The organism is Streptosporangium brasiliense, assembly GCF_030811595.1.
In the GTDB taxonomy this organism is placed as follows: domain Bacteria; phylum Actinomycetota; class Actinomycetes; order Streptosporangiales; family Streptosporangiaceae; genus Streptosporangium; species Streptosporangium brasiliense.
Genome location: NZ_JAUSRB010000002.1, coordinates 6,939,446 through 6,965,378, shown reverse-complemented (window position 1 = coordinate 6,965,378; position 25,933 = coordinate 6,939,446). Strand labels below are relative to the sequence as shown.

Here is a 25,933-nt window from a genome sequence, read left to right as displayed (position 1 = left end):
TGGACATCAAGCAGCGCTACGCGCTGGCCGTGACCGCGCAGGAGAAGACGGCGCTGGCCGAGATGCTGGAGACCTGCCCGGCCGTCGGCGCCCGCCGTGGCCGGTAACACCCGCTGCGGAAGCGAAGTCGTCGGGGGCCCCGGCGGCGTGATGACCGAGGACGTCGGCGTCGTGACCGGCGACCTCACCATCCGCACCGAAGCCGCCGGCGACGCCCAGGCGGCCCAGGTGCAGGTGCAGGCGCAGTACACCGGCGCCGAAGAGTGGTACACCCTGCAGGGCGGCAGCGCCATCCCGCTGGCCGGCCGCTCCTCCGAAACCTGCGGCCTGCACGTGGAGGACCTCGACCTGCGACTGGACGACGAACACGTCCGCATCCACGGCAAGGGCGGCAGCGTACGCACCGTCCTGCTGGACGACCGCGGGTACGTCGCCCTGCTCAAGCTCTACCTGGCCCGCGCCGGCCACACCGCCGGGCCGCTGTTCCGCGCCTCCATCAACGGCCGGGGCGGGCCCCTGTCCTACGACGCCGCCCACCACCGCCGGCAGGGCTACTGCGCGCAGGCTGGCGTCGAGATCGACATCCACCAGCTGCGCCACGCCCACGCCACCGAACTCATCAACGCCGGCGTCTCCATCGAGGCCGTGCGCCGCCGTCTCGGCCACGCTTCTGCCGAGACGGCGCAGCTGTATGCGTTGCTCGACGACAAGGTCGCCGATGCCGAGATCCGCGCCGCCCGCCGACGCCACGGCCAAGTGACGCGCTGAAGAAGTCCTCACGGCACGTCAAGATCACTATTGTGTGTTGACAGCCTCCCCCGCACAAGCCACATGATCAACTGAGTGGCGGGGCCAACACCACCCGCGTGTACTTGGTGACAGCTTCCTTAACGACAGGCCGAGTACGGCAGAAAGACACCGCATCCGGGTGCCTACCGGACAGAAGTAGGGCTCTCTCTGGTCTCGGTATCCACATAACCGCAGGTCAATGCGCTGACCACGATTCGCTCGGCTCCGGCCCCCTCCTCGCGCTGAGGACTTGTCACCGAAACAGCCGCCGCTGGCTGTGCCGCCCGACCTGCGGTTGCAGGTGGGCACGGCCTGTTCCTGCCGCATTCCGGCCGCACCCGTGTATGGGCTGCCGACCGACCCGCCGGAGCCGGCGGCGGGGATGCGTGGGCTGCTGCGGGTGAGCGGCATGCGCGCCTTCACTCACTCGCCGAGCCACGCTAACCCTCAGGTCAGCTCGGCCTGCAGATTCACGCCCGCAGGACGCCGCGCGCCGATGCCGGCCGGTACGGCCGTCAGCACCGACACCACCACCGCGCAGCCCACGACCACGGCCGCCAGTTGCCACAGCGCGGGGACGGCCACCGGATCGTCGTCCAGGACTTCGGCCAGGCCGATGCCCCCGGCAACCCCCAGCAGCGCCCCGGCCAGCGCGGGCAGCACCTGCGCCGCTGCCAGCCCTACGCTGACCTGGCCCGGCGTCGCGCCCAGCGCCCGAGCCAGCGCCAAGGGCCGAGCCGTGTCCAGTGCCGTGGCCCAGATGATGCAGATCGCATTGGCCACCGCCTGCACCACCAGCATGATCACGACCGGAGCCAGCACCCGGGTCATGGCCAGCCGGGGATCATCACCCGGAGTCGCTTCCAGATATCGGTTGGCCCCGGCCGCCAGCGCGGCCACGATCCCGGTCACCGAGATCGCGATCCCGGCCACGTTCAGCAGCGTACGGCGGGGCCGTCGGGCCGCCAGCCGCATCCCCAGCAGCAGCGGCACCGGCAGTCGCGCCGACAACGTGATCATCCAGGAAGTACGGCGCGGCGGGCGTTGCGAGTCGGCCAGCGCCCGGACGGTGCTGATGCGCGCGGCACGCACGGCCGGCATGAACGTCGCCAGCCCCGCGATCGCCAGCGCGACGGCGATCACCAGGCCGACCGCGGCCGGTGTCAACGGCACGGTGTCCGCCGTGCCGAGCAGTCCGGCGCCGGGTTCGACCAGCAATGGCGCGGCCAGGCGTCCGGCCGCCAACCCGGCGAGCGCCGCCAGCAGCGCCACGGCCAGATTCACGGCCAGCAGGACCACCGCGACCAGGCCCGGCGTGCCGCCAACTGCCTTGAGCAGCCCGACCCGGTGCATCTGGTCGGCCATCCTCCCGCCGACGAGCACCACCGCACTGGACAGCGCGAGCAGACCGAGCAGCCAGGCGGCCACCAGCAGGGCCCGCTGGACGTTCTCCGCCACCTTGGCGTGCCCCTCCAGGACCTCCTGCCACGTGACCAGCGCCGGTTCGTTGATTCTTCGCCCGTGGTGCGCCGCGCTGAAGGCCTCGGCCTGGCCAGTCAGCTTCAGGTTGATGAGGTGGCCCAGGGACTCCGGGTAGCGGGCGAGGCCGCGGGTCTCGGCCTCGGTGAGCCACATCATGCCGGCCTGGCCCACGAAGAACGTGTCCGGCGTGCCCGGCGGTGGCTTCGGCGGGCGTTCGGTGAGAGCGGCGAACGCGGAATCGAACCGGCAGGGGGCCAGGCAGACCTTGGGGTAGGGAGCCGACGCGGCGGTGATCGCGACCCCGGCGACCTGGTAGGGGCGATTGTCCAGGGCGATCCGGTCGCCGACGTCGACCCCGAGGGCTCCGGCGAAGCTGGCCTCCAGCACCGCGCCGCCCTCACGCACCCAGCTGCCGCGCACCACCGTGGGCTGGTCGACGGCGGCCGTGGCGGCGGCGCGTCCCTGCACCCAGGCCGGCAAGGTGACGCTGCCGGTGTTCACCCGCACCTGGGTGTAGGGGAAGGGGCCACTGTGGGCGACGACACCGGGAGCGCTCGCCAGCGCCTGCAGCTGGGCCAGATCGGCGGGCCGGCCGCCGACGAAGGGAGTGGCGACGCTGGCGACCACGTCGGGACCGGCGGTGGCCTCCCGGGTGCTCTGGTACGGCTGGTTGATGACCCCCTGCAGGGCCAACGCCATCGCGAGCGCGGTGGTGGCGGCGCTCATCGCGAGCAGCAGTAGCGCCGCCTCGGCCGGGCGACGGCACAGGTCCCGTACGGCAAGCCGACACACCAGCAGCAGGCGGCCCATCAGCCCTCCAGCCCGGTCAGCCCGGCCAGCCGCCGCCCGAGGTCAGCCTGGTCTCCTCCACCAAGGCACCGTCGCGCATGGTGATCAGCCGGTCGGCGACCGCCGCCACCCGTGCGTCGTGGGTGACGATCAACACCGTCTGCCCCGCCGTACGCAAACTCTCCAGCAGCCGCAGAACCTCCACGGTGGCGGCGCTGTCGAGATTGCCGGTCGGCTCGTCAGCGAGCACGACAAGGGGCTCGTTGCTGATAGCCCGGGCCAGCGACACCCGCTGCCGCTCCCCACCCGACATCGCCGAGGGCAGGTGCCCGGCGCGGTGGCCGAGACTCACCCGCTCCAGTAATTCCACGGCTCGGCGGCGCGCCGCGCGCGGGGAGCGCCCAGCCAGCAGCGCGGGCAGCTCGACGTTCTCCACCGCGGTGAGCTCATCCATCAGGTGGAATGCCTGGAAGACGAACCCGACCGCCTGGCGTCGCAGCAGGGCCAGGCCCTTCTCGCTCAGCTTGTCGATGCGCCGCCCGGCCAGCCACACCTCGCCCGCCGAGGGACGCTGCAGGCCGCCCAGCAGATGCAGCAGCGTCGACTTGCCGCTGCCGCTGGGGCCCATCACCGCCACCGTTTCCCCGGCGGCCGCCACCAGCTCGATCCCGTTGAGCGCATGCACCCGCCCCGCGCCGTGGCCGTAGTGCATCTGCAGTCCGTGCGTGCGTAGGACCGCCTGGTCGGTATCTATCATCCTCGCCTCACAGTCCAGTACTGGGCACATGCCTCCAGCCAGCGCAGGTCCGCCTGTAGCCGCAGCACCACGCCCTCCAGCAGCAGCCCGGCGACCGCGCCAGCCGGTTCGGCCAGGGCGGCGCGCTGGGCGGCGGCCAGTTCGGCCAGCAGCGCGTGCCGCTGGGCGTCTACAAGCCGCTCCGGGTCGACCAGCCCGGCCGCACCGGCGGCCACAAGCTTCAGGTGGAACTCCGCCGGGGCCGGCTTGGGCCAGCTCGTGTCGTCCAGCCAGGCGATCACGCGCTCGCGTCCTTCCGGGGTCAGCTCGTAGACCTTGCGATCTGGACGGTCGATCTGGCCGACCCGCTCAGCGCTCACCAGCCCGGCCTTCTCCAGGCGAGTGAGCGTCACGTACACATGGCCTGCGTTGAGCGCACCGGCCAGCGGGCCGAGCGCGAGCTGTAGCCGGGCGCGCAGTTGGTAGCCGTGCGAGGCGTCCTTGGCCAGCAGGGCCAGCAACACTTCCTGTACGACCCGCAGCTGGTAACCCTGGGAAGGTTCCTTGCCGGGCGCGCCGATCGTCTCTGCCATCACGCTTCCTAGTTAACCGTTAGCTAGATAAGGTAACGGTTAACTAAGGCAGGTGCCGCCAACGAGTCCCGTCGGCCAAGCGGCGGCCGGATCAATGAGTTGAGTCGTCGCCAGCAGATGAGCGCGCAGGCCAGGCTGAGGAAGGCTTGGTGGATATCTGCACGGATCTCCCAGTGGATGCGGAGCCGCCGGAAGGCGTGCAGCAGGGCGAAGGTCTGCTCGACGACGTAGCGGTGTTTGCCCGGGCCGGAGCCGTGTTCGGTGCCGCAGCGGGCGATCAGGGGCCGGATGTGCAGGTCACGGACCAGGCGGCGGCGGCGCGATTCGAAGTCGGCGGGCAGGTCCTCGTCCGGGTTACGGGGTCTGGGGAACATGGGGTATCGGTAAGAGTCGTGCAACCAGGTACACCCGTTTGAGTTCGCCCAGATCAGCGGTGCCCTATTGATCGGTGGGGAGGCGTCCGACGGCGTCTTCGAGGTCGGCGTGGGTGGGCAGGGTGTACCGGCGGGTGGTCTCGCCACCGCAGGCGTCCGTCTCGCTTGACCTCTTGCGCGTCAGTCCGGCAGCCAGTGCAGCTCGTGCGCCAGGGTTTTGGCGACGGCACGGATGCGGCGGTGTAGTGGCGACTGCTCGCGTGGGAGGACCAGGTGGATCGTCAGGCTGGGCGCGCCCCGCAGCGGTCGCCAGGTGAGACCGGCCGGTGATGCCGTGACCGCGGCTTCTCCGGCCGGGGCGAGGGTGACCCCGTCGCGCAGGTCGCGCTGAGACATGTCGAAAGAGACTGCGGGCGTGTGGAATCGGGGGTGTGGCCGGGTGTCTCGGAACAGTGCGGACAGCTGATCGTGGATCACGGGGTTGGCCGCACGGTCCGGGAGCCGCAGCGGATACGCGGCCGCGTCGGCGATCTCGATCTCCGGGTGTTCGGCCAGCGGATGGTGCTGCGCCAGCTGGACCCCGACGCGCTGACGCCGCAGCAGGAACCGGCGCACGCCACGGCCCGGCTGTTCACCGCGGGTGATCCCGGCATCGATGCGGCCGTCGGCGACCGCGGGGGAGATCTCCGGTGTCGCCATCGGGACCGCGCCGACCTCGAGTCCGCTGTTGCCGCGAATCAGCCTGTCCACCAGGGCCGGTGCCGTCTCGGCCCCGGCGCTGAGGCTGTATCCGATGCGCAGCGTGCCCAGTTCGCCGGCCGCCGCGCTCCGGGCGGTGTCCCATGCCCGGTCCAGCGCCGCCAGCGCGGGCGGCGCGGACTCCGCCAAAGCCGCACCGGCCGTGGTCAACACGACGCTACGCGTGTTGCGGACCAGCAGGGCCGTACCGAGTTCCGCCTCCAATCGGCGCATCCGGGCGCTGAGTGCGGGCTGTGCGATACCGATCCGTGCGGCCGCGCGGGTGAAGTTCAACTCCTGCGCCAGCACCAGGAAGTACCGCAGGCTCACCGTATCCGGCGCCACGTGCCCTCCCTGCCGATTGATAACGATCCGTTCTGAGTCTATCCCGTACCGATCTTTCCCTCGACCGCACATCAAGCCCTAACTGTAATGACCACGGACGTTGAGAACGCAGGGCGACACGGTCTGTGGATCGTTGAAAAGTGAAGGGCCTGCGGGTTCGGTGTGGATTGCGACATCTACGCCGAGCCTCGGAGGCCCTTCATGCCCCACCGTAACGCTCCGCTGACCGAACTCGGGCGGCTTCGCCTGGCCCGCTGCGTCGTGGAGGACGGCTGGCCCCTGCGACGGGCCGCCGAGCGCTTCCAGGTAGCGGTGAGCACGGCAAAACGCTGGGCCGACCGCTACCGCACACACGGTCGCGCCGGGATGGCAGACCGATCCTCCCGGCCGCGTCGCAGTCCTAACCGCCTGCCCACGCGGACCGAACGTCGGATCATCAAGGTACGGGTGACACGCCGGTGGGGACCGGCCCGCATCGGCTACCTGCTGGGGTTGCACCCCTCCACCGTGCACCGGGTCCTGTCGCGCTACCGGCTGGCCCGGCTGCGGCATCTGGACCGCGCCACCGCCCTTCCCATCCGCCGCTACGAACACGACCGGCCGGGCGACCTGGTGCACGTGGACGTCAAGAAACTCGGCAACATCCCCGACGGCGGCGGCCACCGCGTCACCGACCGGCAGACCGGCCACCACCACCGCAAGGCCACCACCACCGCCCGCTACAAGCACGGCAAACCCAAGATCGGCTACAGCTACCTGCACACCGCCCTGGACGACCACTCCCGCCTGGCCTACACCGAAATCCTGCCCGATGAGACCAAGGAAACCGCCGCCGCGTTCTGGCACCGCGCCCACGCCCACTTCACCGGCCTGGGCATCACCGTCCGCCGGGTCCTGACCGACAACGGCAGCTGCTACAAGTCCTTCCTGTGGCGTGACACCCTCACCGGCTTGGGCATCACCCACAAACGCACCCGCCCTTACCGGCCCCAGACCAACGGCAAGGTCGAGCGCTTCCACCGCACCCTGGCCGACGAGTGGGCCTACGCCCGGCCCTACATCAGTGAACCGGAACGCCGGCACGCGTTCGAGCCCTGGCTCCACGCCTACAATCACCACCGAGCACACACCGCACTCGGCGGCCACCCACCCGCCAGCCGCGTTCCTAACCTCTCAGGTCAATACACCTAACCTGCGCATATGACGATTCAACTGACCGCAGTACCCGTCGCGGGGATCGATCGATCTGAGTGTCAATTCGAAGTCGGACGTGTCCGGCCGAACACAGGAGGTTTCCATGGCTAAGGGCTACTGGGTCAGTGTCTACCCCGCCATTTCCGCCCCTGAGAGGCTGACTGCCTATGACAAGCTGGCCCGTCCGGCTGTCCAGGCTGGGGGCGGGCGACGACTCGACCGTGGCGGCCGAGTCGTCGCCCACGAGGCCGGAATCACGCAACGCGTCGTTCTGATCGAGTTCGACAGCTTTGAACAGGCCGTCGCGGCATACGAGAGCGAGGCGTACCAGAAGGCGCTGGTGGCCCTCCCCGACGGAGTCGAGCGCGACTTCCGCATCATCGAAGGCATCGACTGACCGGCACCCCACTACGACGTCGGCAAAACCATCAAGCGAGAAACCACCCTCGCTGCCCGGCTTGGACAGACAGGTTAAAGATCAAGCTTAGGTCAGGGTGCTGAGGCCGTAGCGGGTTCGGGCGCGGCCGGGCTCGGGGCCGGAGCCGGGCGGCGTACCAGGGCGATCGTCGCCACTGCGGCGGCGAGCGCAATCGCCGCCGCGGTCATGGTCGCGGCGTTGAGGCCGGCCGCGTAGGCGGCCGGGACGACGGTCGCGTCGGAGACCTGGCTGATCGCCTGCGCGGCCTGGCCACCGGTGAGAGCCTCCGTCATGGCGGCGGGATCGGGCACCTCGCCCTCCAGGGAATGTTGCAGCGTCGCACGGAAGACGCTGCCAAGCACCGCGATTCCCAGCGCGTAGCCGAGCTGCCTGAACGCGCTGACAGCACCGGCCGCCATCCCGCTCCGCTCCGGCGGAACGGAGCCCATCGCCGCCGCCGTGACGTTGGGGAGGGCCAGTCCGACGCCGATCCCGGTGATCGCGAACCCGGGGATGACGGCGGTCCAGCCCGATCTCGTGGTCAGCACCGCCTGGCTCAGCGTCCCGATCCCGATGAGCAGCATTCCGGCGCCGACGGTCCACCGAGGTGACACCCGGTGGAGGAAGCGCCCGGTCAGCCAGGAGGTCACGAACGACAGGCCGCTCATCGGCAGGATGACCAACCCGGCCCCGATCGCGCTCAACCCTTGGACGGACTGCAGCCACAGCGAGGTGTAGAGCAGGTAGGCGAAGGCCGCCCCCGACATCACCAGCGAGGCGATCATGATCCCGGCGAACGTCGGGTTGCGGAACAGACGCAGGTCCAGCAGGGAATGCCGGGCACGGATCTCGACCACGACGAAGGCAATCAGGGCGGCTGTCCCGATCGTGAACATGCCGAGCGTCGTCGCCGAGGTCCATCCGTTCTCTCCCGCCCTTGTCAGCGCGTACGTCACCGCGCCAGCGGCCAGGACGAACAGCGCCACACCGGGCAGATCGATCCGCTGTGCCGCCGGGTCGCGCGACTCGCGAACCACCCTCAGGGTCAGCCCCACGGCCAGTACACTGACCGGCAGGTTCACCAGGAAGATCCACCGCCAGCCGAACTCCTGCGTCACCAGCCCGCCCAGGAGCGGCCCGACGCCCGCTGCCGCGCCGTTCACCGCCCCCCAGACGCCGAACGCCACTCCCCGGTCGCGTCCCTCGTAGGAGGCGTTGACCAAGGCGACGGTCGTCGCGAACATCATCGCCGCGCCGGCGCCCTGCACCGCCCGCGCGCCGACGAGCACCACCGCGTCCGGAGCCAGCCCGCAGACCAGTGACGACAGCGCGAACAGCGCCAGCCCGCTCACGTACACCTTGCGGCGTCCCACCAGGTCGGCGAGCGCGCCCGCACCCATCAGCAGCGCGGCCAGCACCAGCGCGTAGACGTCCATGACCCACTGCAGCGAGGAGAACGACGCCTTCATCCCCATCGCGATGTCCGGCAACGCCACCGTCACGATGTTGACGTCCACCAGCAGCATGAACGTCCCGAGACAGACCGCCGTCAGCGGCCACCACTTGCCCATATCAGTCCTCCGTCGGTCGTCGCGGACCGCCAGAGCGGTCAGGCGGCAACGATCGCCGAAGAACTGCGAGAGATCCATCCAGGAGGGCGTAAATCCGTATTTTCGACATATTTTACTCTTGAGTGGTGAATTTCCCCATCAGCGCCGTTGCCGACGACCTCGACCGCAAGCTCATCCACGCGCTGCAACTGGACGGTCGGGCACCGTTCAGCCGTATCGCCGACGTCTTCGGCGTCTCCGACCAGACGATCGCCCGCCGCTACCGCCGATTGCGCTCGCAGGGCGTGCTGCGCATCGTCGGCGTCCCCCCAGCCAACTACGTCGCCCACGGCCGATGGCTCCTCAGGCTCCGCTGCGCGCCCGGCGCGGCGCAGAGCGTCGCCGCCACCCTCGCGCGGCGTCCTGACACCGCCTGGGTCCAGATCGTCTCCGGCGGCACCGAACTGCTCTGTATCGCACGCACCCGCAGCCAGGTCGAGAGCGAGCAACTTCTGCTGGCCGGGTTGCCGCGCGGTAACCGGGTCGTCGCCATCGCTGCGCATTCGGTCCTGCACACCTATTACGGCTCACCCGGCAGGATCCGCAGCCTGGAGGCTCTCAGCCCGGAGGAGGTCCAGCGGCTGAGCCCCGAGCCGGCTCCGGAGATCGACGACATCCAGCCTCTGGACCCTGGCGACCAGCAGCTCCTCGACATCCTGGCCCGTGACGGCCGGGCCGGCCACGCCGAGCTCGCCGCCGCGACCGGCTGGTCGCAGTCCACCGTCGGACGCCGTCTCGACCATCTGCGCGGCATCGGCGTGCTCCACTACTACGCCGAGTTCGATCTCTCATACGTCGGTTTCCACACCGCGGCCCGATTGTGGGCGACGGTCGCCCCCGCAGAGCTGGTCGCTACCGGACAGGCGCTCGCCGGGCACCCCGAGGTCGTCTTCGCTGCGGCCACCACCGGGCCCACCAACCTGGCCGTCCAGGTCGTATGCCGTAACTCCCGCGAGCTCTACCGTTACCTCACCGAACGGGTGGCCGCCCTGAAGTCGATCGGCCACGTCGAGACCGCCCCCATCGTCCAGAACGTCAAGCGCGTCGGCGCCGTCCTCGACCCGGCCTTCCTGGATACACCGCGCCGCTGACGGCTGAGGCGTTCAGTCCCAGAACGTCTCTTCGAGGGCGCGCGTTACGGCGCCCAGCCCTCTGGCGCCCCCGTAGAGGGGGTGGTTCACTGGCGACCTCACGTAATCAGGTGTCGCCTATCGGCAGGGTCCTGCGGTCGCGGGATCTGAGGAACACCGGAACCGGATCGTGCGCCAAGCCCCGTCCGCGCAGGTCATCGCTGTGCGGTTCCGTGTCGAGTCTCGTCGAGCGTAATTGACCGCAGATACTGCCCTGTTATCTGCGGCATCAATGATCGCGACCTGGAACGATGGCCACCGTCCGCTACGTGAAGCGGCCCTGCTATCTGTGGCAAGGGAGAAGCGGTGCCCACCGTCGTGGCGTTCTCCTCCCGCAGGCGTCCCCAGCCCCAAACTAGATCGATCGTTGCAGGTCACGGGGTGCGTGCCGGACATCACGGAGACTGGGATTTCGGCACCGGAGGGCAGCGTTGGGATGCGGCCGAATAGGGGTGCCACCGGAATACGGCACGCCTCCCTTCGACCCACCCGAACATTCACCCCAAGAAGTAGGCCTGAGGCCGGACGAAGAGCGCGGCCAGTGGCGCCTGGCCGCCTGAGGTCCGGGCGGCTAGCGTGATCGGGGTCGCGTGCGAGCATCGGACCGCGGGGCGCTGTGGCGGACAAGCTGGAAAACCTGATCGCGGGCATGCTCCTGTTCGGCAGCATCGGATACCTAGTGGGCGCGCTCATCGACGGCTCTCTCTGGGACGGCCCCTCAGGCTCCGGGAGCTCATCCGGCTCCGGGGGTCGTCCGGCGCGGGCGGCGACTACAGCGGCGGCAGCTACGGCGGCTATGGCGGGGACGGGGGCGACGGCTGACCGTCGCCGGCCCGGCCCGCCCCGGTTCGTGATCAATCGCAGGGGAGCACTCGCCTCTGGCCGGATGAATCCACCGCCGGCCCTCGCCGCGAGAGCCGTCAGGGGCCTGCCGGGTCGTCCTGAGCGGAAGGGGCATCCACGCTTTTGCGGCCGACGTTGCCGACGAGTCGCAGCCGGTGCTCAGGGCCCTCCACGGGTTGGGGTCCCAGTGGCAATGGAGCAGAATCCAACAGTTTTGCTGCTGACCTGCGGAAACTCCTTGAGAAAAGCGATCACGGGACGGCAGGCCCAGAGCCCGTCCACGCAGGTCAGACCCATTTCCGTTGGATTTTCCGCGATTGCTACTGGGACCTCCTGGTGGAAGCGGTCGACGAGCTCGGCGACGGACTCGCCCGTCGCACCCCGTCCGACAAGCCGGAGCAGCGCCGGCAGGCGCTGATCGACAGCTTCGCCACCCATCGGGCGTTGTGGGTGGCCCAACTCGAGGCCGCGGTGCAGTGTGATCGCCGAGCTTCGATCATTCGCCGACCAGCTCTGATGCGGCGGTGGGTAGCGCCGGCGGGGAGATAATCGCCGGCCATCGTTCCGATGCGCCTCACCCCCGTCAGGCGCCCTGCCAGGAGAGGCGGCCTGAGCGCAGATCGTCGATCACTGCGCACAGCCAGTCCCGCTCGGTCGCGGCGACCGCGCGCAGATACTCGGTCTCCAGCGCGCCCACACGGGCGTGGCCGTCGGTCGTGTGAGCGGCCAGGATGGCGTCCAGCTCGGCAAGGTCGGCGGCGACGTTGTCGGCGCGGCGCTCCAGGGCGGCGAGGGCCTCCTCTGGAGCGATCATGAGCAGGTGGGAAAGGGCGGCGGGGAACTCGGGGAACTCCCGCCTGCGGGTGGCCAGCATCTCGTCCATCCAGGCGCGAGCGGTCGCCCGGCCGTCGTCGGTCAGCTCGTAGACGGTCCGCTCGGGATAGGCCTGGTCGCGCTCGGTGTCACGGACCCGGATCAGGCCCTCGGCGGCCAGCCGGTCGATCGTCCGGTAAAGGCTCGCGCGCTGACTCACGTTGACGACCTGATCCTTGCCCCACTGCTTGATCAGCCGCTGCATCCCATAGGGGTGCAGCGGTTTGTAGTGGAGCAGGGCCAGCACGGTCAGGGCGAGAGGTGAACTTCGTACGGTCATGCCCGCCATCTTATGCCAGACACTAGTTGACCAATAACTAGTTTCAATAAAACTATTTCGCCTGTGACCGACAGACTCTCCCGAGGAGTGAACATGAGTAGCGTGCGGACGGCCCTGGTGATCGGCGGTGGCGTGGCCGGGCCGGTGACGGCCCTGGCCTTGGCCCGGGCGGGGATCACCGCCACCGTTTTCGAGGCCCACCCCACCGCCGCCGACGGGGTCGGCGCGATGCTGTCCCTGGCCCCCAACGGCCGTAACGCCCTGGGCGTGGTCGGTGCGGATGAGGCGGTCGCCAAGGTCGGACAGCCGGTTCCGGGCGTGGTGATGGCCGATGCCACCGGGCGGCGGCTGGCCGACTTCCACGGCTTCCCCGGCCTGCCGCCCACGCTGGCCATGGCCAGGGCCGACCTGTTCCACGCCCTCGCCGACCACACGGTGGCGCAAGGTGTCGAGATCCAGTACGGCAAGCGGCTGGTCGGCGCGGTCCAGGGCCCGGACGGCGTGACCGCCACGTTCGCCGACGGCACCACGGCGAGCGCCGACGTCCTGGTCGGCGCGGACGGCATCCGCTCCACCGTTCGCACCCTGATCGACCCGGACGCGCCCGGCCCGGTCTACGGCGGGGTGCTCAGCTTCGGCGGGATCGCTCCCGGCGATGACGTGGAGGCCGAGCCGGGAACGATGTACTTCGCATTCGGCCGCGCGTTCCTCGGTTACTGGGCGCTGCCGGACGGCCGGATCGTCTGGTTCGGCAGCCTGCCCAGCGAAGAGCCGCTGACCTCCGCCCAGGTCCGCGCCGTGCCCGCCGCCGAATGGCTGGAGCGGCTGCGCGCCCTGTACGCCGGGCACGTCCCCGGCCAGACCCTGCTCGCCCGCACCGCGCCCGAGGACCTGATGGCCGTCGGCCCGATGGAGGCGATGCCGGACGTCCCGACCTGGCACCGGGGCCGCATGGTCCTGGTCGGCGACGCCGCGCACGCCCCCTCCTCCAGCTCCGGCCAAGGCGCGTCACTGTCCGCCGAGAGCGCCGTCGAACTGGCCCGCTGCCTGCGCGACCTGCCCACCCCGGAGGAGGCGTTCGCGGCCTACGAGCGGCTGCGCCGCCCCCGTGTGTCGATGATCGCCGGGGATGCCGCGGCCAAGAACAAGGCCAAGGCGGGCAAGGCGGGAGACCGTCCCGCGATGCCGGCCCCCGAGCAGATGTTCGCCCCCGTGCACCACCACCGTATCGACTGGGACGCCCGAGTCACCGCCTGACGGCCCGAGGGCAGGTCGCCGCGGACCCGGGCGGAGCACCTCGAACGGCGGTGCGGCGGATGAGTCACCGCACGAGGACCGGCACCCGCTGCACCTGGTTGCTCGCCATGCCCTGGCGGTTCCACGGCTGTTCGACCGGCTGGACGTTGCCGGCGGCGTCGCTCGCCCGGACGCACAGGTCGTAGCGCCCCGGCTCCCGTGCGTGCCACGTCCACCGCCAGGCCCGCCAGGCGTACCGGCTCGGCTGCGGCCCCAGGTCGGCCTCCGCCCAGGTCGCGCCGCCGTCCACGCTCACCTCGACCCGCGTCACCGGCCCCCACCCCGACCAGGCCCGGCCCGCCACCTCATGGACACCGCGGTCGAGGATGCGGCCGCGGGTCTGGAAATCGGGAAAGCCGGGAGGCTGCATGAGCGCGCGGGGCCGGATCCGGGTCACCGGTTCGCCGTCGTCGTCCGGCCAGTGCTTGATCCGGTACGCCGTGGCGTTCTGGTAACCCGCGAACGGCGTGTCGAGCACCGAGATGCGCACGAGCCATTTCACCTGGGCCATGCCGTACCAGGAGGGCACCAGGAGACGGAGCGGGGCGCCGTGCTGCGGCGGCAGCGGCTGACCGTTCATGGTGTGCACCAGCAGCACGTCCTCGCGCAGGGCCTCGGCCAGTGGCAGGCCGCGCGTGTAGTCCTGCTCGATGCCGCGCTCGATGCCGTGGTCGGCGCCGGTGAACGCCACGTCGACGGCGCCGTCCCGGATGCCTGCCTCACGCAGCAGCGGCGCCAACGGGGTGCCGGTCCACTCGGCCGTGCCGACCGCCTCGTCCAGCCAGGGCTGGCTGATCGGCCGAGGGGCGAGCCGGGCCCGGCCGTTGCCGGCGCATTCGAGCGTGACGCGATGGGTGACGTACGGCCTGGCCCGGATCGCGGCGAGGTCGAGCGTCAGCGGGTGCCGGACGTGACCGTCGATCCGCAGCCGCCACGCCTGGGGGTCGAGGTGGGGGATGTCGTAGTGGATCAGCAGGTAGTGCAGGCCCACCGGGGTGACGTCGTAGCGCAGCGCTTCCAGCGGCATGCCGTGATTGCGCGCCGCGAGCCGGAGCTCGTCCAGTGAGATGTCCTCGCCGGGATCTGCCACTCGCGCCGGTGGGCTGACCGATTCGTCGACTGTGGCCATGAGCACCACCCCTTGTTCCGTGTTATCTCCTCGGAGAAGCAGGTGTCCAGCTCCCGGATGGCAAATTCACCGATAAAGCTGATATGTCAGGATGTCTTTACGGCTCCAGCGGCCCGTTCGGACCGCACGCGCCGCGTCACACCCACACCACCCATGCCCGACAGGCACGCCGAGGACCGTACGGCACGCTGAGCAGCGAAACGGTCCGTCATCGCACCCGGGTCGCGGGCGTGCGCGCCGCGGACGGCAAGCCGCCGTGTCGCCGCCAGCTGGGCGGCGCTGACGAGCAACGGCAGGCCTTCCGGCACCGAGGCGACGGCCAGGTTGACGCCCTCGCCGAGGGTCTCCCGCAGCCGCCTACCGCAACGAGCTGGCCAAGCTCTGCGAAGCCGGCCCCGAGCTGCTGGCGGCCTTGCCACCACACGAAGCTCTGCGCGCCTGGATGGGGTGCTTCATCGACTACGTCACCGCAATGCTCGGAATGGCCGAGGTCCTGCGCTCCCTGGTGGAGTCCGGGATCACCCCTTACGCCCACAGCCACGAGATGATGCTGGAAACCCTGGACTCGCTCTTGAAAGCAGGAGCTCAGGCCGGGACCATCCGGGCGGACATCAGCGCGGCCGACATGTTCGCCGCGCTCACCGGGATCGCGCTCGCCTCGGGCAAACCGGAGCAGCGCGAGCAGGCCGAGCGACTCCTGGACCTCACCATGGACGGACTGCGACCCCGCTCAGGTCAGGGTCAGCTGCCGTAGCGTGCGCAGGGCATGGTGAGAGGCGGACCCCGGTTCGGCCGTGTAGAGGACGAGACGCAGGTCGTCGCGGTCGGGCACGAACATGACCTGGCAGATCACGTCGATGACCCCGACGGTGGGATGCGAGATGCGCTTGCGCTGCTCGCGGCGCACACGCACCTCATGCTGCGCCCACAGCAAGGCGAACTCCACGCTGCAGCCGAGCATCTCCGCCACCAGCGCCTGGATGTCCGGGTCGTCCGGATAACGGCCGGCGGCCACCCGGAGGTCGGCGACGGAAGCGCGGGCGAAGGCGCCCTTCTCCTCGTCGTTGAGATGGTCGGCCAGATCTGATGCGGTGAAGCACCACCGGATGACGTTCAGATCATGAGGCGCCCGGGTTTCCAGAGAACCCATCAGAGCACTGGCCAGGGGATTCCAGGCGACCAGGTTGTAGGCGGCGTCCATCACGTACGCCGGGACGTCCTCCAGGAAGGCGATCAGGTGCAGCATGCCCGGCGGCACGTCAGCGCGGCGCCTGGCCGGTTCCAGGGGCTGGCCGGCCAGGCGAAACAGGTGCGTGCGCTCGTCCTGGGTGAGCATCAGGGCACGAGCCAGCGCGTTCAGCACCTGCTTGGACGGGCGCGGCCCGCGGCCCTGCTCCAACCGGATGTAGTAATCGACCGACATCCCGGCCAGGTGCGCGACCTCCTGACGACGGAGCCCAGGCGTCCGGCGGCGCTGACCTTCCGGAAGGCCGACCTCACCGGGCTTGACTTTGGCACGCCTGTCACGCAGGAACTCGGGCAACTGGTTCATCTACCCATCCTGCGCCATGAATGACACATTGCCCCTGGTACAGCTTGTACCAGCATAAGAAGGTCTCTCCCGCTCGGCCCCGTCCACGGCCAGCGTTGGACCCATGACGACAGCTCTCATCACAGGTGCCAACAAGGGAATCGGCTTCGAGACGGCACGACTGCTCGGCGAGCGGGGGATGACCGTCCTGATCGGCGCACGCGACGAGGAGCGCGGCCGCGCCGCCGCCGACCGGCTCGGGCAGCGGTACGTGCCCCTCGACGTCACCGACCCCGCCAGTGCTCAGGCGGCGGCGAAGTGGATCGAGAAGGAGTACGGCACGCTCGACGTCCTCATCAACAACGCGGGAGTCACCGGCGGGCCGGAGGAGCTCACCCCGAGCGGCATCTCCCTGGAGGCGGTGCGAGGTGTCTATGAGACGAACGTGTTCGGCGTCATCACCGTCACCAACGCCATGCTGCCGCTGCTTCGCACGTCGAAGGCAGGCAGAATCGTCAACATGTCGAGCGAGCTGGGGTCCCTCACCTACGCGAGCGACCCGGAGAGCGCCCTCTGGGCGCACTCCTACGTGGCCTACAACTCCTCGAAGTCGGCACTCAACATGATCACCGTCGCGTACGCCAAGGAGCTCCTCGAGACCCCGATCAAAGTCAACGCGGCCAACCCCGGCTACTGCGCCACCGACCTCAACGGGCACACCGGATTCCGTACGGCAGAGCAGGGCGCAGCGATAGCCGTGCATCTCGCCAGTCTGGACGCGAACGGTCCGACGGGCGCCTTCCTGCAGGACGACGGCGCTTTGCCCTGGTGAGTCGGCGTTGAAGCAGGAGGCCCTTCGATGGGCTCTCTACTGGTGCTCTGTGTGGTGGCAGAACTGCTACCTGGCCTCTGGGGCCGTTCTTGAGACGGCTTGAAGGAAGTTGACGGGATTCCGTCCGATCGGCTTGATCGGACGGGATCTTGTTGTTTCTGGGCTCCTATGGCCGCCGGCCGGGCTGGTTCAGGCTCGTGTGGTGACTGTGGTGAAGGCATCTGGCGGTGTCGGAGCGCTGTGAGTGCACGGGGAACCGGCCGATGGACGTGCAGAGCCCGGCGGTCGGGGTGATGCTGTGCGGTTGGCGGCGTCGGGGCGGTCAATCGCATGGAGGTGGGGGTGGCCTGCTTGCGGCTGTAGGCGGCGCAGGTTGCGTCCACGGAGGTGGTGTACGAGTTTCCCCAGCTAGTGGGCGTGGCGTCGTGGAATGAGGACGGCCATCGCGTGATCCTTCAGGTTGCGAAACCAAGATCGAAGGAGAAGAAGCGATGGCCGTGAACAACAGTGTGGACCCCGCCGCCTGGCTGACGGAGCAGATCGAGCACGGGGACTCGGATCTGTTGCGATCCATGGTGAAGACCATGGCCGAGGCATTGATGTCGGCCGAGGCCGACGGTCTGTGCGGCGCCGACTACCGTACCCGCAGCGACGAGCGCACCAACCGGCGCAACGGCTACCGCAGCCGCGACTGGGACACCCGCGCCGGCACCGTCGAGCTCGCGATCCCGAAACTACGCTCGGGCTCCTACTTTCCCGACTGGCTGCTGGAGCGCCGCCGCCGGGCCGAACAGGCACTGATCAGCGTGGTGGCCACCTCCTATCTGCTGGGGGTCTCCACCCGCCGGGTGGACAAGCTGGTCGAGCAGCTCGGCATCAAGAACATCTCCAAAAGCCAAGTGTCAGAGATGGCCAAGGTGTTGGACGCCCAGGTGGAGGCCTTCCGTACTCGAGCGTTGGACGCGGGCCCGTATGCCTTCGTGTGGCTGGATGCGCTCACGCAGAAGGTGCGCGAGGGCGGCCGGATCATCAACGTGCACGTCCTGGTCGCCACCGCGGTCAATGCCAACGGCAACCGAGAGATCCTCGGCCTGGAGGTCAGCTCATCAGAGGACGGCGCCGGCTGGCTGGCCTTCCTGCGCGGCCTGGTCGCCCGCGGCCTGTCCGGGGTGCAGCTGGTCATCTCCGACGCCCACGCCGGGCTGGTCGGCGCGATCGGCGCAACCCTGCCCGGAGCGTCCTGGCAGCGCTGCCGCACCCACTACCTGCGCAACCTCTTGACGACCGTTCCGAAGTCCGCCCAGCCCTGGGTGGCGACCCTGGTGCGCACCATCTTCGACCAGCCCACCACCGAGCAGGTGCGCACCCAGCACACCTGGGTGATCGACGCCTTGGAAGCCAAGTACCCAGCCGCGTGCGAGCACCTGGACGCCGCCCGAGACGAGCTCCTGGCCTTCACTGCCTTCCCGCGCGAGGTCTGGAAGCAGATCTGACACTGTTGGCGAATCCGCGAGACTGCCTGCGCGGAGAGTGACGGGGTCACGTCCAGCGAAGTGGTGTATGAGTTGATCTTCGCGTGATCCTGTTTCTGCAGGTTAAGCGGTAAGTGTCTGCGGGATGGGGTTCTGTTGCGGTGTGTCGCCGGAGATCACGCGTAGTCGGGTCTTGGCCAGGACGTCCAGACCCATGTAGCGGCGGGCCTCGGTCCACTCATCGGTCTGCTCGGCCAACACCGCACCAACGAGCCGGACGATGGAGCCGCGGTCGGGGAAGATCCCGACGACGTCGGTGCGGCGGCGGATCTCCTTGTTCAGCCGCTCTTGCGGGTTGTTCGACCAGATCTGACACTGTTGGCGAATCCGCGAGACTGCCTGCGCGGAGAGTGACGGCGGTGGGATCATGATCCTTCTGTTAGATCGGGGCTGCTGCCGAGGAGGTTCGGTTGTCCCTGCGCCCGATCGAGGATCATGACATTCCCGAAGAGACCGCCCGCATCTGCGCAGCAGCCTTCCCGAAGGGAAGCCTGCCGATCCGGTTGCGGGACGCTCTGGGACAGGTGTTCCAGGATGCCGAGTTCATCGGCATGTTCTCCCGGCGCGGACGGCCTGCGGTGTCGCCGGGCCGATTGGCGCTGGTCAGCGTGCTGCAGTTCCTGGAAGGGCTGTCGGACCGGCAGACCGCTGATGCAGTGCGGGGACGGATCGACTGGAAATACGCCCTGGGTCTGGAGTTGACTGATCCAGGGTTCGACTTCTCGGTGCTGAGCGAGTTCCGATCACGTCTGATCGAGGCCGGGCCCGATCGGCTGCTCGATCTGATGCTTTTGCGGTTGCAGGCGGCGGGGCTGGTGAAGGCCGGTGGCCGCCAGCGCACCGATTCCACCCATGTTCTCGCCGCGATCCGCGCAGTCAACCGATTGGAACTTGTCGGCGAGACGATGCGGGCCGCGCTCGCCGCTGTGGCCATCGTCGCTCCCAACTGGCTCGCCCCGCTGATCGAGCAGGGCTGGGCCCAGCGTTACGGTCATCGGGTAGAGGAGTACCAGCTACCCAAGGACGACGCGAAACGCCTGGCCTATGCCGAGACGATCGGCGCCGACGGAGATCGGCTGCTTGGCTGCATCGACTCCGACGAGGCTCCGGCTTGGCTTCGTGAACTCCCGGCCATCGGGGTGTTGCGGCGGGTCTGGGACCAGCAGTTCCGCCTCGACGAACAAGGCCGCCGCCGCTGGCGAGAGCCGAAGGATCTTCCTCCTTCGGGCGAGCGGCAAGCCTCGCCCTATGACGACGATGCCCGCTACGGAGTCAAACGCGGCAGCGGCTGGGTCGGCTACAAGGCTCACCTGACCGAGACCTGCGAGCCAGACGTCCCGCACGTGGTCGTGAACGTCGCCACGACCGCCGCGCAGGTCGCTGACAACGACCTGATCCCCGTCATCCACGCCAGGCTCACCGAACGTGATCTCTTGCCGGATATCCATCTGATCGACTCGGGATACACCGGCGGCGAGCTTGTCGTGACCAGCCGGAATACCTACGGCATCGACCTGTTGGGGCCCGCCCGGGAAGATTGCAGCTGGCAGGCCAAAGCCGGGGAGGGCTTCGACAGCTCTGGGTTCACCATCGACTGGCACAACCAGACGGTCACCTGCCCACAGGGTAAGACCTCCACCAGTTGGGCGCCCTGGCGAACCAAGGCCGGCGAGGAGTCCATCCACGTCGACTTCTCCAAGTCCGACTGCACCTCCTGCCCGGTCCGCGCCAAATGCACCCGCGCCAAACGCGAACCCCGTCAGCTCACCCTCCACGCACGCGAAGTCCACGAGACCTTGCAGCGCAACCGGGCCGCCCAACAGACCGAAGCCTGGAAACAGCAGTACGCTCTGCGCTCCGGCATCGAAGGCACCATCTCCCAGGCAGTGCGCGGCTTCCAGCTGCGCAGATCCCGCTACCTCGGCTTGGCCAAGACCCATGTGCAGCACGTCCTGACAGCAGCCGCGATCAACTTCGTCCGCATCGACGCCTGGCTCACCGGCGTCCCTCTATCCACCAGTCGCCGCCACCATCTCGAAAAGCTCCAAACCGCGGTCGCCGCCTGACCACCGGGATTGGCCAACAGTGTCAGATCTGGTCGAACAACCCGCAAGAGCGGCTGAACAAGGAGATCCGCCGCCGCACCGACGTCGTCGGGATCTTCCCCGACCGCGGCTCCATCGTCCGGCTCGTTGGTGCGGTGTTGGCCGAGCAGACCGATGAGTGGACCGAGGCCCGCCGCTACATGGGTCTGGACGTCCTGGCCAAGACCCGACTACGCGTGATCTCCGGCGACACACCGCAACAGAACCCCATCCCGCAGACACTTACCGCTTAACCTGCAGAAACAGGATCACGCGAAGATCAACTCATACACCACTTCGCTGGACGTGACCGCGGCGCAGCAGTGTGCTCGCCGAGTTCGGTCATTTCCTGGGGGATTCTCGGGCGCCCTGGCCCATCCGCGGGTTCCGTGCTGGCTGATCGACCAGGCCGCCACCGACCCTGACTCCTGGCTGCGCGCCAATGCCGCCTCCAACCCCGACCTCAGCGCGCCGCTGCTGGCCGCGCTGGCCGACGACCCCGACAGCACGGTGCGCACCGCCGCCGCCGGCAACGTCCGCCTGCCGACCGCGCTGTTGCACCGGCTGGCGTCCACCGACCCCAGCATCTGGGTCCGGTCTGCCCCCACGAGGTCTTGACGCGGCTGGGACGGGATCGCTCCGCGTGGGTCCGCTAGTGCGCGGCATGGGGCCAGTAAGAACTCCTAACGCAATGAGCTAAGACGGCGCCAGCAGATCAGGGCGCAACCGAAGCTGAGGAAGGCCTCGTGGATGTCGTCGCGAATCTCCCAGCGGATGCGCAGGCGGCGGAAGTGGTGCAGCAGGGCGAAGGGCTGCTCGACGACCCAGCGGTGTTTGCCCAGGCCGGAGCCATGCTCGGTGCCGCGTCGGGCGATGATCGGGCGTATGCCGAGGGCGCGGACCTGCTTGCGGTACTTGTCGTGGTCGTAGCCGCGATCGGCCAGGACGACGTCGGGGCGCCGGAGGGGCCGGCCGCGCTTGCCACGCACCGGTGGAACGGCCTGCAACAGCGGGACGAGCTGGGTGACATCGTTGCGGTTACCGCCGGTCGGGATCGCCGCCAAGGGGATGCCGGTGGCGTCGACGATCAGGTGGTGCTTGCTGCCGGTCCGTCCTCGATCGACCGGGGACGGACCGGTCTGCGCCCCCCTTTTAGCGCTCTGACGTGGGAGGAGTCCACCGAGGCCCGGGAGAGGTCGATGGCATCGGCCGCTCGGAGCCTGGCCAGGAGCACCTCGTGCAGGCGCTGCCAGACCTCGGCCTTGTGCCACTCGTTCAGCCGCCGCCAGCACGTCATGCCCGAGCCGTACCCGAGTTCCTGCGGCAGATGCTCCCAGGCGATGCCGGTGTGCAGCACGAACAAGATGCCCTGCAGCGCCAGGCGGTCATCCAATCGCTTTCGTCCTGGCCAGCGGGCTCGCCGCTGGTGTTTGGGCAGCAGCGGTTCAATAGCCGCCCACAGCTCGTCGCTGACCTCCCACGGCTTCAGCCGCGCCAACGTGCTCACCCTCCCGCTGTCGTTACAGCGAGAGATCAAACCACAACAGAGATCATTCTGTTAGGAGCTATAAGTTCGGTCGGAGCGTCTGGGTCAACCCCTAGTGCTCCATTCCTGAATGGGAGTGGAGATCCCTATCGACCTGGGGTGATGATGGTCTCAGGGGGGATTGCCATGCCGAAACTGCTGTACGCGCGTCCGCCGGTGGACGCCGAGGAGGACCGGCAGATCCGCAAGCTGGCCGGTGCCCGTCATGCCCCGGCCGACTGGATCATGAGAGCGCAGATGATCGTGTTCAGCTGGCAGGGCCTGCGCACCAGCGCCATCGCGGCCAAGCTCGGCTGTCACATGCAGACCGTGCGCGAGCGGATCGAGCGATTCAACGCCGAGGGCCTGGCCGGACTGGGCGACCGGCCCGGGACGGGTCGCAAACCACGGATCACCGAGGTCGAACGCGGACAGCTCATCGCGTTGGCGCGCTCGACCCCGCCCGGACGCCTGACCCGCGACGCGGCCGGCGACCTGGCCGCCACCGACGACAGCGGCCCGGCGCAGTGGACGCTGGACAGCCTGACCGCCGCCGCCCGCGCGCAGGGCATCGTCATCGCGCGCAGCCAGGTCCGCCGGATCCTGCGAGCGGAGAAGGTCCGCTGGCGACACACCCGCTCCTGGACCGAATCGACCGATCCGGACTTCGCCCCAAAAGAGCCACGATCATCGGCCTCTACACCCAGCCGCCGGCCGCGACCACGGTGATCTGCGCCGACGAGCTGGGGCCGGTGACCCCGCGCACCTTCGCACCCGCGCCCGCCTGGTCTCCCGACGGGCACCGGATCAAAGCCAGGTTGGAGTATTCACGCGGCACCGACAAGACCTGGGTCTACGGCGCGCTGCGCATCCGTGACGGCACCGAGCTCACCTTCTGCGCGCCCTCACGCAACAGCGACGGCTGGATCCAGTTGCTGGCCCGCATCGCAAAAGCCAACCGGCGTGGCGCGATCGTCGTCATCACCGACAACCTGTCCAGCCACTTCAGCTGGAAGGTCGGCCAATGGCTGGTCCGTCACCCGCGGATCCGTCAGGTGTTCATCCCGGTCAAGGCGTGCTGGCTGAACCTGGCCGAGGGCTGGTGGCGACTGCTACGCAAGGCGGCGTTCGCCGGGCAGACCTTCGCCGACGCCGTCGAGATCGCCCACGCGGTCGCCCTTGCCACCGCCCAGCTCAACGCCCACGCCCAGCCCTGGATCTGGGGGCGACCACCGCCACGGCCCCGGATCCTGCGCCGCAAGTTCGTCTACCTGCTTTGAGGAACGCAGCACTAGTGCCGCATCAGGCAACGTTCGCCCTGGCGATAGCCCTACGCATGCCCTTCGATCTTGTCTGCGGTACCTGACCGGGGAACACGCTCGCCTGCCACACAGATATCGAATACAGCTCGTGACAGTTGCCCCGCATGGTTATGTGACGGTCATGTTCAGTATCACCGTGTCACGGGCACTCACCGTTGCCGACGTGGTTGCCACATTCGTGGAATTGATCCCGCCTGGCCTGCAGTTGGTGGTTCAGCCGGACGACGCCGATATTCCGGACAATATGGGAGACCTGTGGATACGCCTGGTGGGCAACGAAGATCCGGCGTGGCCGCTTTCCTTGGATGTGCTGGGCGGATACGACTGTGGACTTGGGCCGTACCCTGACCTCCGCGTCGCAGAGCACATGGGAGAGCGACACGGCGTCGACGTTTTGTGTGGCGTCGATCCATCCCTCGTCGATGTCGACCCCCAGGATCCGTACTACCGGCTGGCGCTGGTCGGCGGCCGGTGGTACCTGGCCAGCACTGCCGGCACACGGCTCATGGGACCGTACACCGTGTGTGACGCCGACGGATTCCGGAAGGAACCGGGCGAAGAGCCCGTCAAGCTGATCCGGCAGGTCGTGGTTGACACGCGCTGAGCCGTGATCGACGGCATCCCCTGGGCGGGTGCCGCAGACAAGGCTCTTGACCAGGGGATCACCCGTGAGAGCAAAGAGCAGACAGCACAGGGCAGTTCTGAGTGGCGCTCCAGCAGCGTCCGGGCCGTCAAGCTGTGCAGGTGGTAGAACGAGGCGCCGTCCCGCATCAGTGCGGATCGAGGGGTGTCGTCAGCCCCGTCGCCCAGGGGGATGACGGCTAGAGCGGTCTCGTCGCGGCTGCGGGCGCCCTCCAGGAAGCGATGCAATTCGTCCCCGCCTCCGCTGGGGAAGTCGCAGGGAACCCATCCGGGCGGTGAGTGAACCGCCCTGGGTTCGGTGAGACTTGATCTCTTGCCGGACACCCGAGTGCTGGCGAGGATCCGCCGAGCCGGGCAAGTGCGACGCGCTGGAGTGGCATCCGCTGAACCGGCTGCCCGACGGCATGGTCGACTACCCGGCGGCGGCACTGCGGGAGATCGGCGACGGGCGGCCTTTCGCCCAGTTCGGCTTCTGAAAGGCCACACCAAAGTACGGTCCTGCCGTGGCGAAGGTGGGCTGCGCCCGCCATTGCCTTGATGGGGGAGGGGCGGGCGGCCGAGACTCGGTCGCCATGGAAGAGATGCTGACCGAGGCCGCCCGCCGGATGGGCGTCACCGGCGCGCAGGTCGCCGTGCTCGCCGACGGCGAGTTGTGCGAGGCCGCCACCGGGGTCGCCAACGCCGAGCTGGGCCTGCCGATGGACCCGCGCACGCTGATCCAGATCGGCTCGACGACCAAGCTGCACACCGCGGTGCTGGCGATGACTCTGGTCGACGACGGGCTGCTGGACCTGGACGAGCCGGTCGTGCGCCACCTGCCGGAGCTGCGGCTGTCGGACGGCGCCGCCACCGCGTCGGTGACCGCGCGCCACCTGCTGTCCATGAGCAGCGGGATCGACAACGGGCACTACGACGACCCGGCCGACTACCTGGCGACGCTGGCCGGCATGGAGATGCTGTTCGCCCCGGGCGACGGCTACTCCTACAGCAACGCCTCCACCGTCGTCTCCGGCGCGCTGGTCGCCCGGCTGACCGGGGCGAGCTGGGACGAGGCGTTGCGGCGCAGGGTCTTCGAGCCGCTCGGGCTGCGCGAGTGCCTGACGTTGTGGGAGGAGCTGCCCTATCACAGGGTCGCCGTGGGGCACGCGCCCGACGGCTCGGTGGTGCGGCCGTGGACGTTCTCGCGCGCCTCGGGGCCGGCGGGCAGCACGCTGTGCTCGACGGCCGCCGATCTGGCCAGGTTCGGCGAGCTGTTCGTCCGGGCGGGCGCCGGCGTGTTGTCGGCCGAGGCGTGCGCCGCCATGCAGGTGCCGCAGGTGTCGCTGCCGACCAGGAGGTTCGCCGACAGCTGGTGTCTGGGGCCCTACCAGCGCGACTTTGGCGGGACGACCGTGCTCGGCCACAGCGGCACCAATCTCGGCGGCTCGTCGACGCTGCTGTGGGTGCCCTCCACCGGCGTGGTCGTCGCGGTGGTGTGTAACAGCCCGCACGCGGGCTATCCGCTGGCCGTCGCCGTGGCCGCCGAGGTGCTGGGGGCTCGGCCCGCCGACGTGGAGCCCGTCACGCGGCTCACGGCCGACGCGGGGCCGTACGAGGGCCGGTACGCCGCCTGCGACCTGCGCTACGAAGTGACCGCGGTGGACGGGGTGCTGACCGTCACGCTGGAGGACGTGGCCTCGGGCGCGCTCAGCCCGCCGGTGGCGCTGCTGCCGCTGGACGAGCACCGGTTCCTGCCCGAGCAGGACCTGTCCGGCGGGCGGGGCTGGGATCTGGCGTTCGTGGTCAGGGACGGGCGGGCGGTGCGCCTGGTCAGCGGCGGCTTCGCCGCCCGCAGGGTCGTCTGAGC

The 25,933-nt window shown here is 69.1% G+C and carries 24 protein-coding genes and 4 pseudogenes; 17 read left to right on the top strand and 11 right to left on the bottom strand.

Translation table 11 applies throughout. The features are described from left to right. Positions 1-150: 150 nt before the first annotated feature. Positions 151-768, top strand: coding sequence for a tyrosine-type recombinase/integrase (locus tag J2S55_RS40585; RefSeq protein WP_306872250.1), 618 nt, complete (start codon positions 151-153; stop codon positions 766-768). Between the two features lie 468 nt (positions 769-1,236). Here the strand turns inward: J2S55_RS40585 and J2S55_RS40580 are convergent, their stop codons facing one another. The 5 genes and pseudogenes from J2S55_RS40580 to J2S55_RS40560 form a co-directional block, all read right to left on the bottom strand. Next, a complete protein-coding gene (locus J2S55_RS40580) occupies positions 1,237-3,081 on the bottom strand; it encodes an FtsX-like permease family protein (protein ID WP_306872248.1) in 1,845 nt (614 codons plus the stop codon). A 16-nt stretch (positions 3,082-3,097) separates the two neighbouring features. Then, positions 3,098-3,817 carry an ABC transporter ATP-binding protein gene (locus J2S55_RS40575; protein WP_306872244.1) on the bottom strand — a complete coding sequence of 240 codons (720 nt, stop codon included), beginning with the start codon at positions 3,815-3,817 and terminating at the stop codon, positions 3,098-3,100. Next, positions 3,814-4,389: a PadR family transcriptional regulator gene (locus J2S55_RS40570; RefSeq protein ID WP_306872242.1), complete on the bottom strand. Its 576-nt coding sequence runs from the start codon at positions 4,387-4,389 to the stop codon at positions 3,814-3,816. The genes J2S55_RS40575 and J2S55_RS40570 overlap by 4 nt, the downstream gene beginning before the upstream one ends. A gap of 23 nt (positions 4,390-4,412) precedes the next feature. Then, positions 4,413-4,706 (bottom strand): annotated as a pseudogene (locus J2S55_RS40565) (transposase); the annotation flags it as partial. Between the two features lie 237 nt (positions 4,707-4,943). Then, the gene (locus tag J2S55_RS40560; protein WP_306875803.1) at positions 4,944-5,831 is read right to left on the bottom strand and encodes a LysR family transcriptional regulator; all 888 of its coding nucleotides are present in this window, start codon (positions 5,829-5,831) and stop codon (positions 4,944-4,946) included. Positions 5,832-6,047: 216 nt separating this feature from the next. Between J2S55_RS40560 and J2S55_RS40555 the strand changes: the two genes are divergently transcribed. Together J2S55_RS40555 and J2S55_RS40550 are read left to right on the top strand one after the other, a co-directional pair. Continuing rightward, entirely contained in the window at positions 6,048-7,037 is a 990-nt protein-coding gene (locus J2S55_RS40555; protein WP_306872241.1) for an IS481 family transposase, read from the top strand. Between the two features lie 106 nt (positions 7,038-7,143). Next, positions 7,144-7,437 (top strand): DUF1330 domain-containing protein, encoded by a 294-nt coding sequence (locus J2S55_RS40550; RefSeq protein WP_306872238.1) that lies wholly within the window; start codon positions 7,144-7,146, stop codon positions 7,435-7,437. A 92-nt stretch (positions 7,438-7,529) separates the two neighbouring features. On the opposite strand, the gene J2S55_RS40545 is transcribed toward J2S55_RS40550, so the two are convergent. Continuing rightward, complete coding sequence (locus J2S55_RS40545; protein WP_306872235.1) at positions 7,530-9,029, bottom strand: MFS transporter; 1,500 nt, start codon at positions 9,027-9,029, stop codon at positions 7,530-7,532. A 125-nt stretch (positions 9,030-9,154) separates the two neighbouring features. Here J2S55_RS40545 and J2S55_RS40540 point away from each other — a divergent pair, with 125 nt between their 5' ends. Both J2S55_RS40540 and J2S55_RS40535 read left to right on the top strand, forming a co-directional pair. Continuing rightward, positions 9,155-10,159, top strand: coding sequence for an Lrp/AsnC family transcriptional regulator (locus tag J2S55_RS40540; protein WP_306872233.1), 1,005 nt, complete (start codon positions 9,155-9,157; stop codon positions 10,157-10,159). Positions 10,160-11,377: 1,218 nt separating this feature from the next. After that, a complete protein-coding gene (locus J2S55_RS40535; RefSeq protein ID WP_306872232.1) occupies positions 11,378-11,590 on the top strand; it encodes a hypothetical protein in 213 nt (70 codons plus the stop codon). Positions 11,591-11,624: 34 nt separating this feature from the next. Here J2S55_RS40535 and J2S55_RS40530 read toward each other — a convergent pair whose 3' ends face one another. After that, entirely contained in the window at positions 11,625-12,194 is a 570-nt protein-coding gene (locus J2S55_RS40530) for a PadR family transcriptional regulator (RefSeq protein WP_306872231.1), read from the bottom strand. A gap of 93 nt (positions 12,195-12,287) precedes the next feature. On the opposite strand from J2S55_RS40530, the gene J2S55_RS40525 reads away from it, so the two are divergent. Further along, positions 12,288-13,451 carry an FAD-dependent monooxygenase gene (locus J2S55_RS40525; RefSeq protein WP_306872228.1) on the top strand — a complete coding sequence of 388 codons (1,164 nt, stop codon included), beginning with the start codon at positions 12,288-12,290 and terminating at the stop codon, positions 13,449-13,451. Positions 13,452-13,515: 64 nt separating this feature from the next. On the opposite strand, the gene J2S55_RS40520 is transcribed toward J2S55_RS40525, so the two are convergent. After that, positions 13,516-14,619, bottom strand: a complete 1,104-nt coding sequence (locus J2S55_RS40520; protein WP_306872225.1) for a sulfite oxidase — start codon at positions 14,617-14,619, stop codon at positions 13,516-13,518. Positions 14,620-15,031: 412 nt separating this feature from the next. Between J2S55_RS40520 and J2S55_RS40515 the strand changes: the two genes are divergently transcribed. Beyond that, positions 15,032-15,373: an SbtR family transcriptional regulator gene (locus tag J2S55_RS40515; protein ID WP_306872223.1), complete on the top strand. Its 342-nt coding sequence runs from the start codon at positions 15,032-15,034 to the stop codon at positions 15,371-15,373. Here J2S55_RS40515 and J2S55_RS40510 read toward each other — a convergent pair. After that, entirely contained in the window at positions 15,350-16,171 is an 822-nt protein-coding gene (locus J2S55_RS40510) for a helix-turn-helix transcriptional regulator (protein ID WP_306872221.1), read from the bottom strand. The genes J2S55_RS40515 and J2S55_RS40510 overlap by 24 nt on opposite strands. Positions 16,172-16,274: 103 nt before the next feature. On the opposite strand from J2S55_RS40510, the gene J2S55_RS40505 reads away from it, so the two are divergent. Together J2S55_RS40505 and J2S55_RS40500 are read left to right on the top strand one after the other, a co-directional pair. Beyond that, positions 16,275-16,982, top strand: a complete 708-nt coding sequence (locus J2S55_RS40505; protein WP_306872218.1) for an SDR family oxidoreductase — start codon at positions 16,275-16,277, stop codon at positions 16,980-16,982. Between the two features lie 491 nt (positions 16,983-17,473). Then, a pseudogene (locus tag J2S55_RS40500) lies at positions 17,474-18,472 on the top strand (IS256 family transposase); the annotation flags it as partial. Positions 18,473-18,577: 105 nt separating this feature from the next. Here the strand turns inward: J2S55_RS40500 and J2S55_RS40495 are convergent. Then, positions 18,578-18,826 (bottom strand): annotated as a pseudogene (locus J2S55_RS40495) (transposase); the annotation flags it as partial. Positions 18,827-18,924: 98 nt separating this feature from the next. On the opposite strand from J2S55_RS40495, the gene J2S55_RS40490 reads away from it, so the two are divergent. From J2S55_RS40490 to J2S55_RS40480, 3 genes and pseudogenes are all read left to right on the top strand, one after another. After that, positions 18,925-20,580, top strand: a complete 1,656-nt coding sequence (locus tag J2S55_RS40490; protein ID WP_306872215.1) for an IS1182 family transposase — start codon at positions 18,925-18,927, stop codon at positions 20,578-20,580. Between the two features lie 23 nt (positions 20,581-20,603). Further along, positions 20,604-20,852, top strand: a pseudogene (locus J2S55_RS40485) (transposase); the annotation flags it as partial. Between the two features lie 52 nt (positions 20,853-20,904). Continuing rightward, the gene (locus tag J2S55_RS40480) at positions 20,905-21,216 is read left to right on the top strand and encodes a hypothetical protein (RefSeq protein WP_306872213.1); all 312 of its coding nucleotides are present in this window, start codon (positions 20,905-20,907) and stop codon (positions 21,214-21,216) included. Positions 21,217-21,281: 65 nt separating this feature from the next. On the opposite strand, the gene J2S55_RS40475 is transcribed toward J2S55_RS40480, so the two are convergent. Then, positions 21,282-22,096 (bottom strand): IS5 family transposase gene (locus J2S55_RS40475; protein WP_370879812.1). Its coding sequence is split into 2 segments (ribosomal slippage): positions 21,282-21,742 and positions 21,742-22,096, totalling 816 coding nucleotides; the frame shifts between segments, so codons are not numbered across the junction. Between the two features lie 174 nt (positions 22,097-22,270). Here J2S55_RS40475 and J2S55_RS40470 point away from each other — a divergent pair. The 5 genes from J2S55_RS40470 (at position 22,271) to J2S55_RS40450 (ending at position 25,931) form a co-directional block, all read left to right on the top strand. Continuing rightward, positions 22,271-22,852 carry a helix-turn-helix domain-containing protein gene (locus J2S55_RS40470; protein ID WP_306871840.1) on the top strand — a complete coding sequence of 194 codons (582 nt, stop codon included), beginning with the start codon at positions 22,271-22,273 and terminating at the stop codon, positions 22,850-22,852. Beyond that, positions 22,849-23,403, top strand: a complete 555-nt coding sequence (locus J2S55_RS40465) for a transposase (protein ID WP_306872211.1) — start codon at positions 22,849-22,851, stop codon at positions 23,401-23,403. Before J2S55_RS40470 ends, J2S55_RS40465 begins: the two co-directional genes overlap by 4 nt. A 130-nt stretch (positions 23,404-23,533) precedes the next feature. Then, positions 23,534-24,049 (top strand): hypothetical protein, encoded by a 516-nt coding sequence (locus J2S55_RS40460; RefSeq protein ID WP_306872209.1) that lies wholly within the window; start codon positions 23,534-23,536, stop codon positions 24,047-24,049. Positions 24,050-24,392: 343 nt separating this feature from the next. Then, a complete protein-coding gene (locus tag J2S55_RS40455) occupies positions 24,393-24,563 on the top strand; it encodes an NUDIX hydrolase (RefSeq protein WP_306872207.1) in 171 nt (56 codons plus the stop codon). 96 nt (positions 24,564-24,659) lie between these two features. Continuing rightward, a complete protein-coding gene (locus tag J2S55_RS40450; protein WP_306872205.1) occupies positions 24,660-25,931 on the top strand; it encodes a serine hydrolase domain-containing protein in 1,272 nt (423 codons plus the stop codon). The last annotated feature ends 2 nt before the right edge of the window (positions 25,932-25,933 follow it).

Bases quoted from the DNA above. Each gene is read 5' to 3' on its own strand.
- J2S55_RS40570 (WP_306872242.1), bottom strand. From the start codon at position 4,389: ATGGCAGAGACGATCGGCGCGCCCGGCAAGGAACCTTCCCAGGGTTAC.
- J2S55_RS40575 (WP_306872244.1), bottom strand. From the start codon at position 3,817: ATGATAGATACCGACCAGGCGGTCCTACGCACGCACGGACTGCAGATG.
- J2S55_RS40555 (WP_306872241.1), top strand. From the start codon at position 6,048: ATGCCCCACCGTAACGCTCCGCTGACCGAACTCGGGCGGCTTCGCCTG.
- J2S55_RS40545 (WP_306872235.1), bottom strand. From the start codon at position 9,029: ATGGGCAAGTGGTGGCCGCTGACGGCGGTCTGTCTCGGGACGTTCATG.
- J2S55_RS40520 (WP_306872225.1), bottom strand. From the start codon at position 14,619: ATGGCCACAGTCGACGAATCGGTCAGCCCACCGGCGCGAGTGGCAGAT.
- J2S55_RS40450 (WP_306872205.1), top strand. From the start codon at position 24,660: ATGGAAGAGATGCTGACCGAGGCCGCCCGCCGGATGGGCGTCACCGGC.
- J2S55_RS40470 (WP_306871840.1), top strand. From the start codon at position 22,271: ATGCCGAAACTGCTGTACGCGCGTCCGCCGGTGGACGCCGAGGAGGAC.
- J2S55_RS40550 (WP_306872238.1), top strand. From the start codon at position 7,144: ATGGCTAAGGGCTACTGGGTCAGTGTCTACCCCGCCATTTCCGCCCCT.
- J2S55_RS40530 (WP_306872231.1), bottom strand. From the start codon at position 12,194: ATGACCGTACGAAGTTCACCTCTCGCCCTGACCGTGCTGGCCCTGCTC.
- J2S55_RS40505 (WP_306872218.1), top strand. From the start codon at position 16,275: ATGACGACAGCTCTCATCACAGGTGCCAACAAGGGAATCGGCTTCGAG.
- J2S55_RS40585 (WP_306872250.1), top strand. From the start codon at position 151: ATGACCGAGGACGTCGGCGTCGTGACCGGCGACCTCACCATCCGCACC.
- J2S55_RS40510 (WP_306872221.1), bottom strand. From the start codon at position 16,171: ATGAACCAGTTGCCCGAGTTCCTGCGTGACAGGCGTGCCAAAGTCAAG.
- J2S55_RS40580 (WP_306872248.1), bottom strand. From the start codon at position 3,081: ATGGGCCGCCTGCTGCTGGTGTGTCGGCTTGCCGTACGGGACCTGTGC.
- J2S55_RS40525 (WP_306872228.1), top strand. From the start codon at position 12,288: ATGAGTAGCGTGCGGACGGCCCTGGTGATCGGCGGTGGCGTGGCCGGG.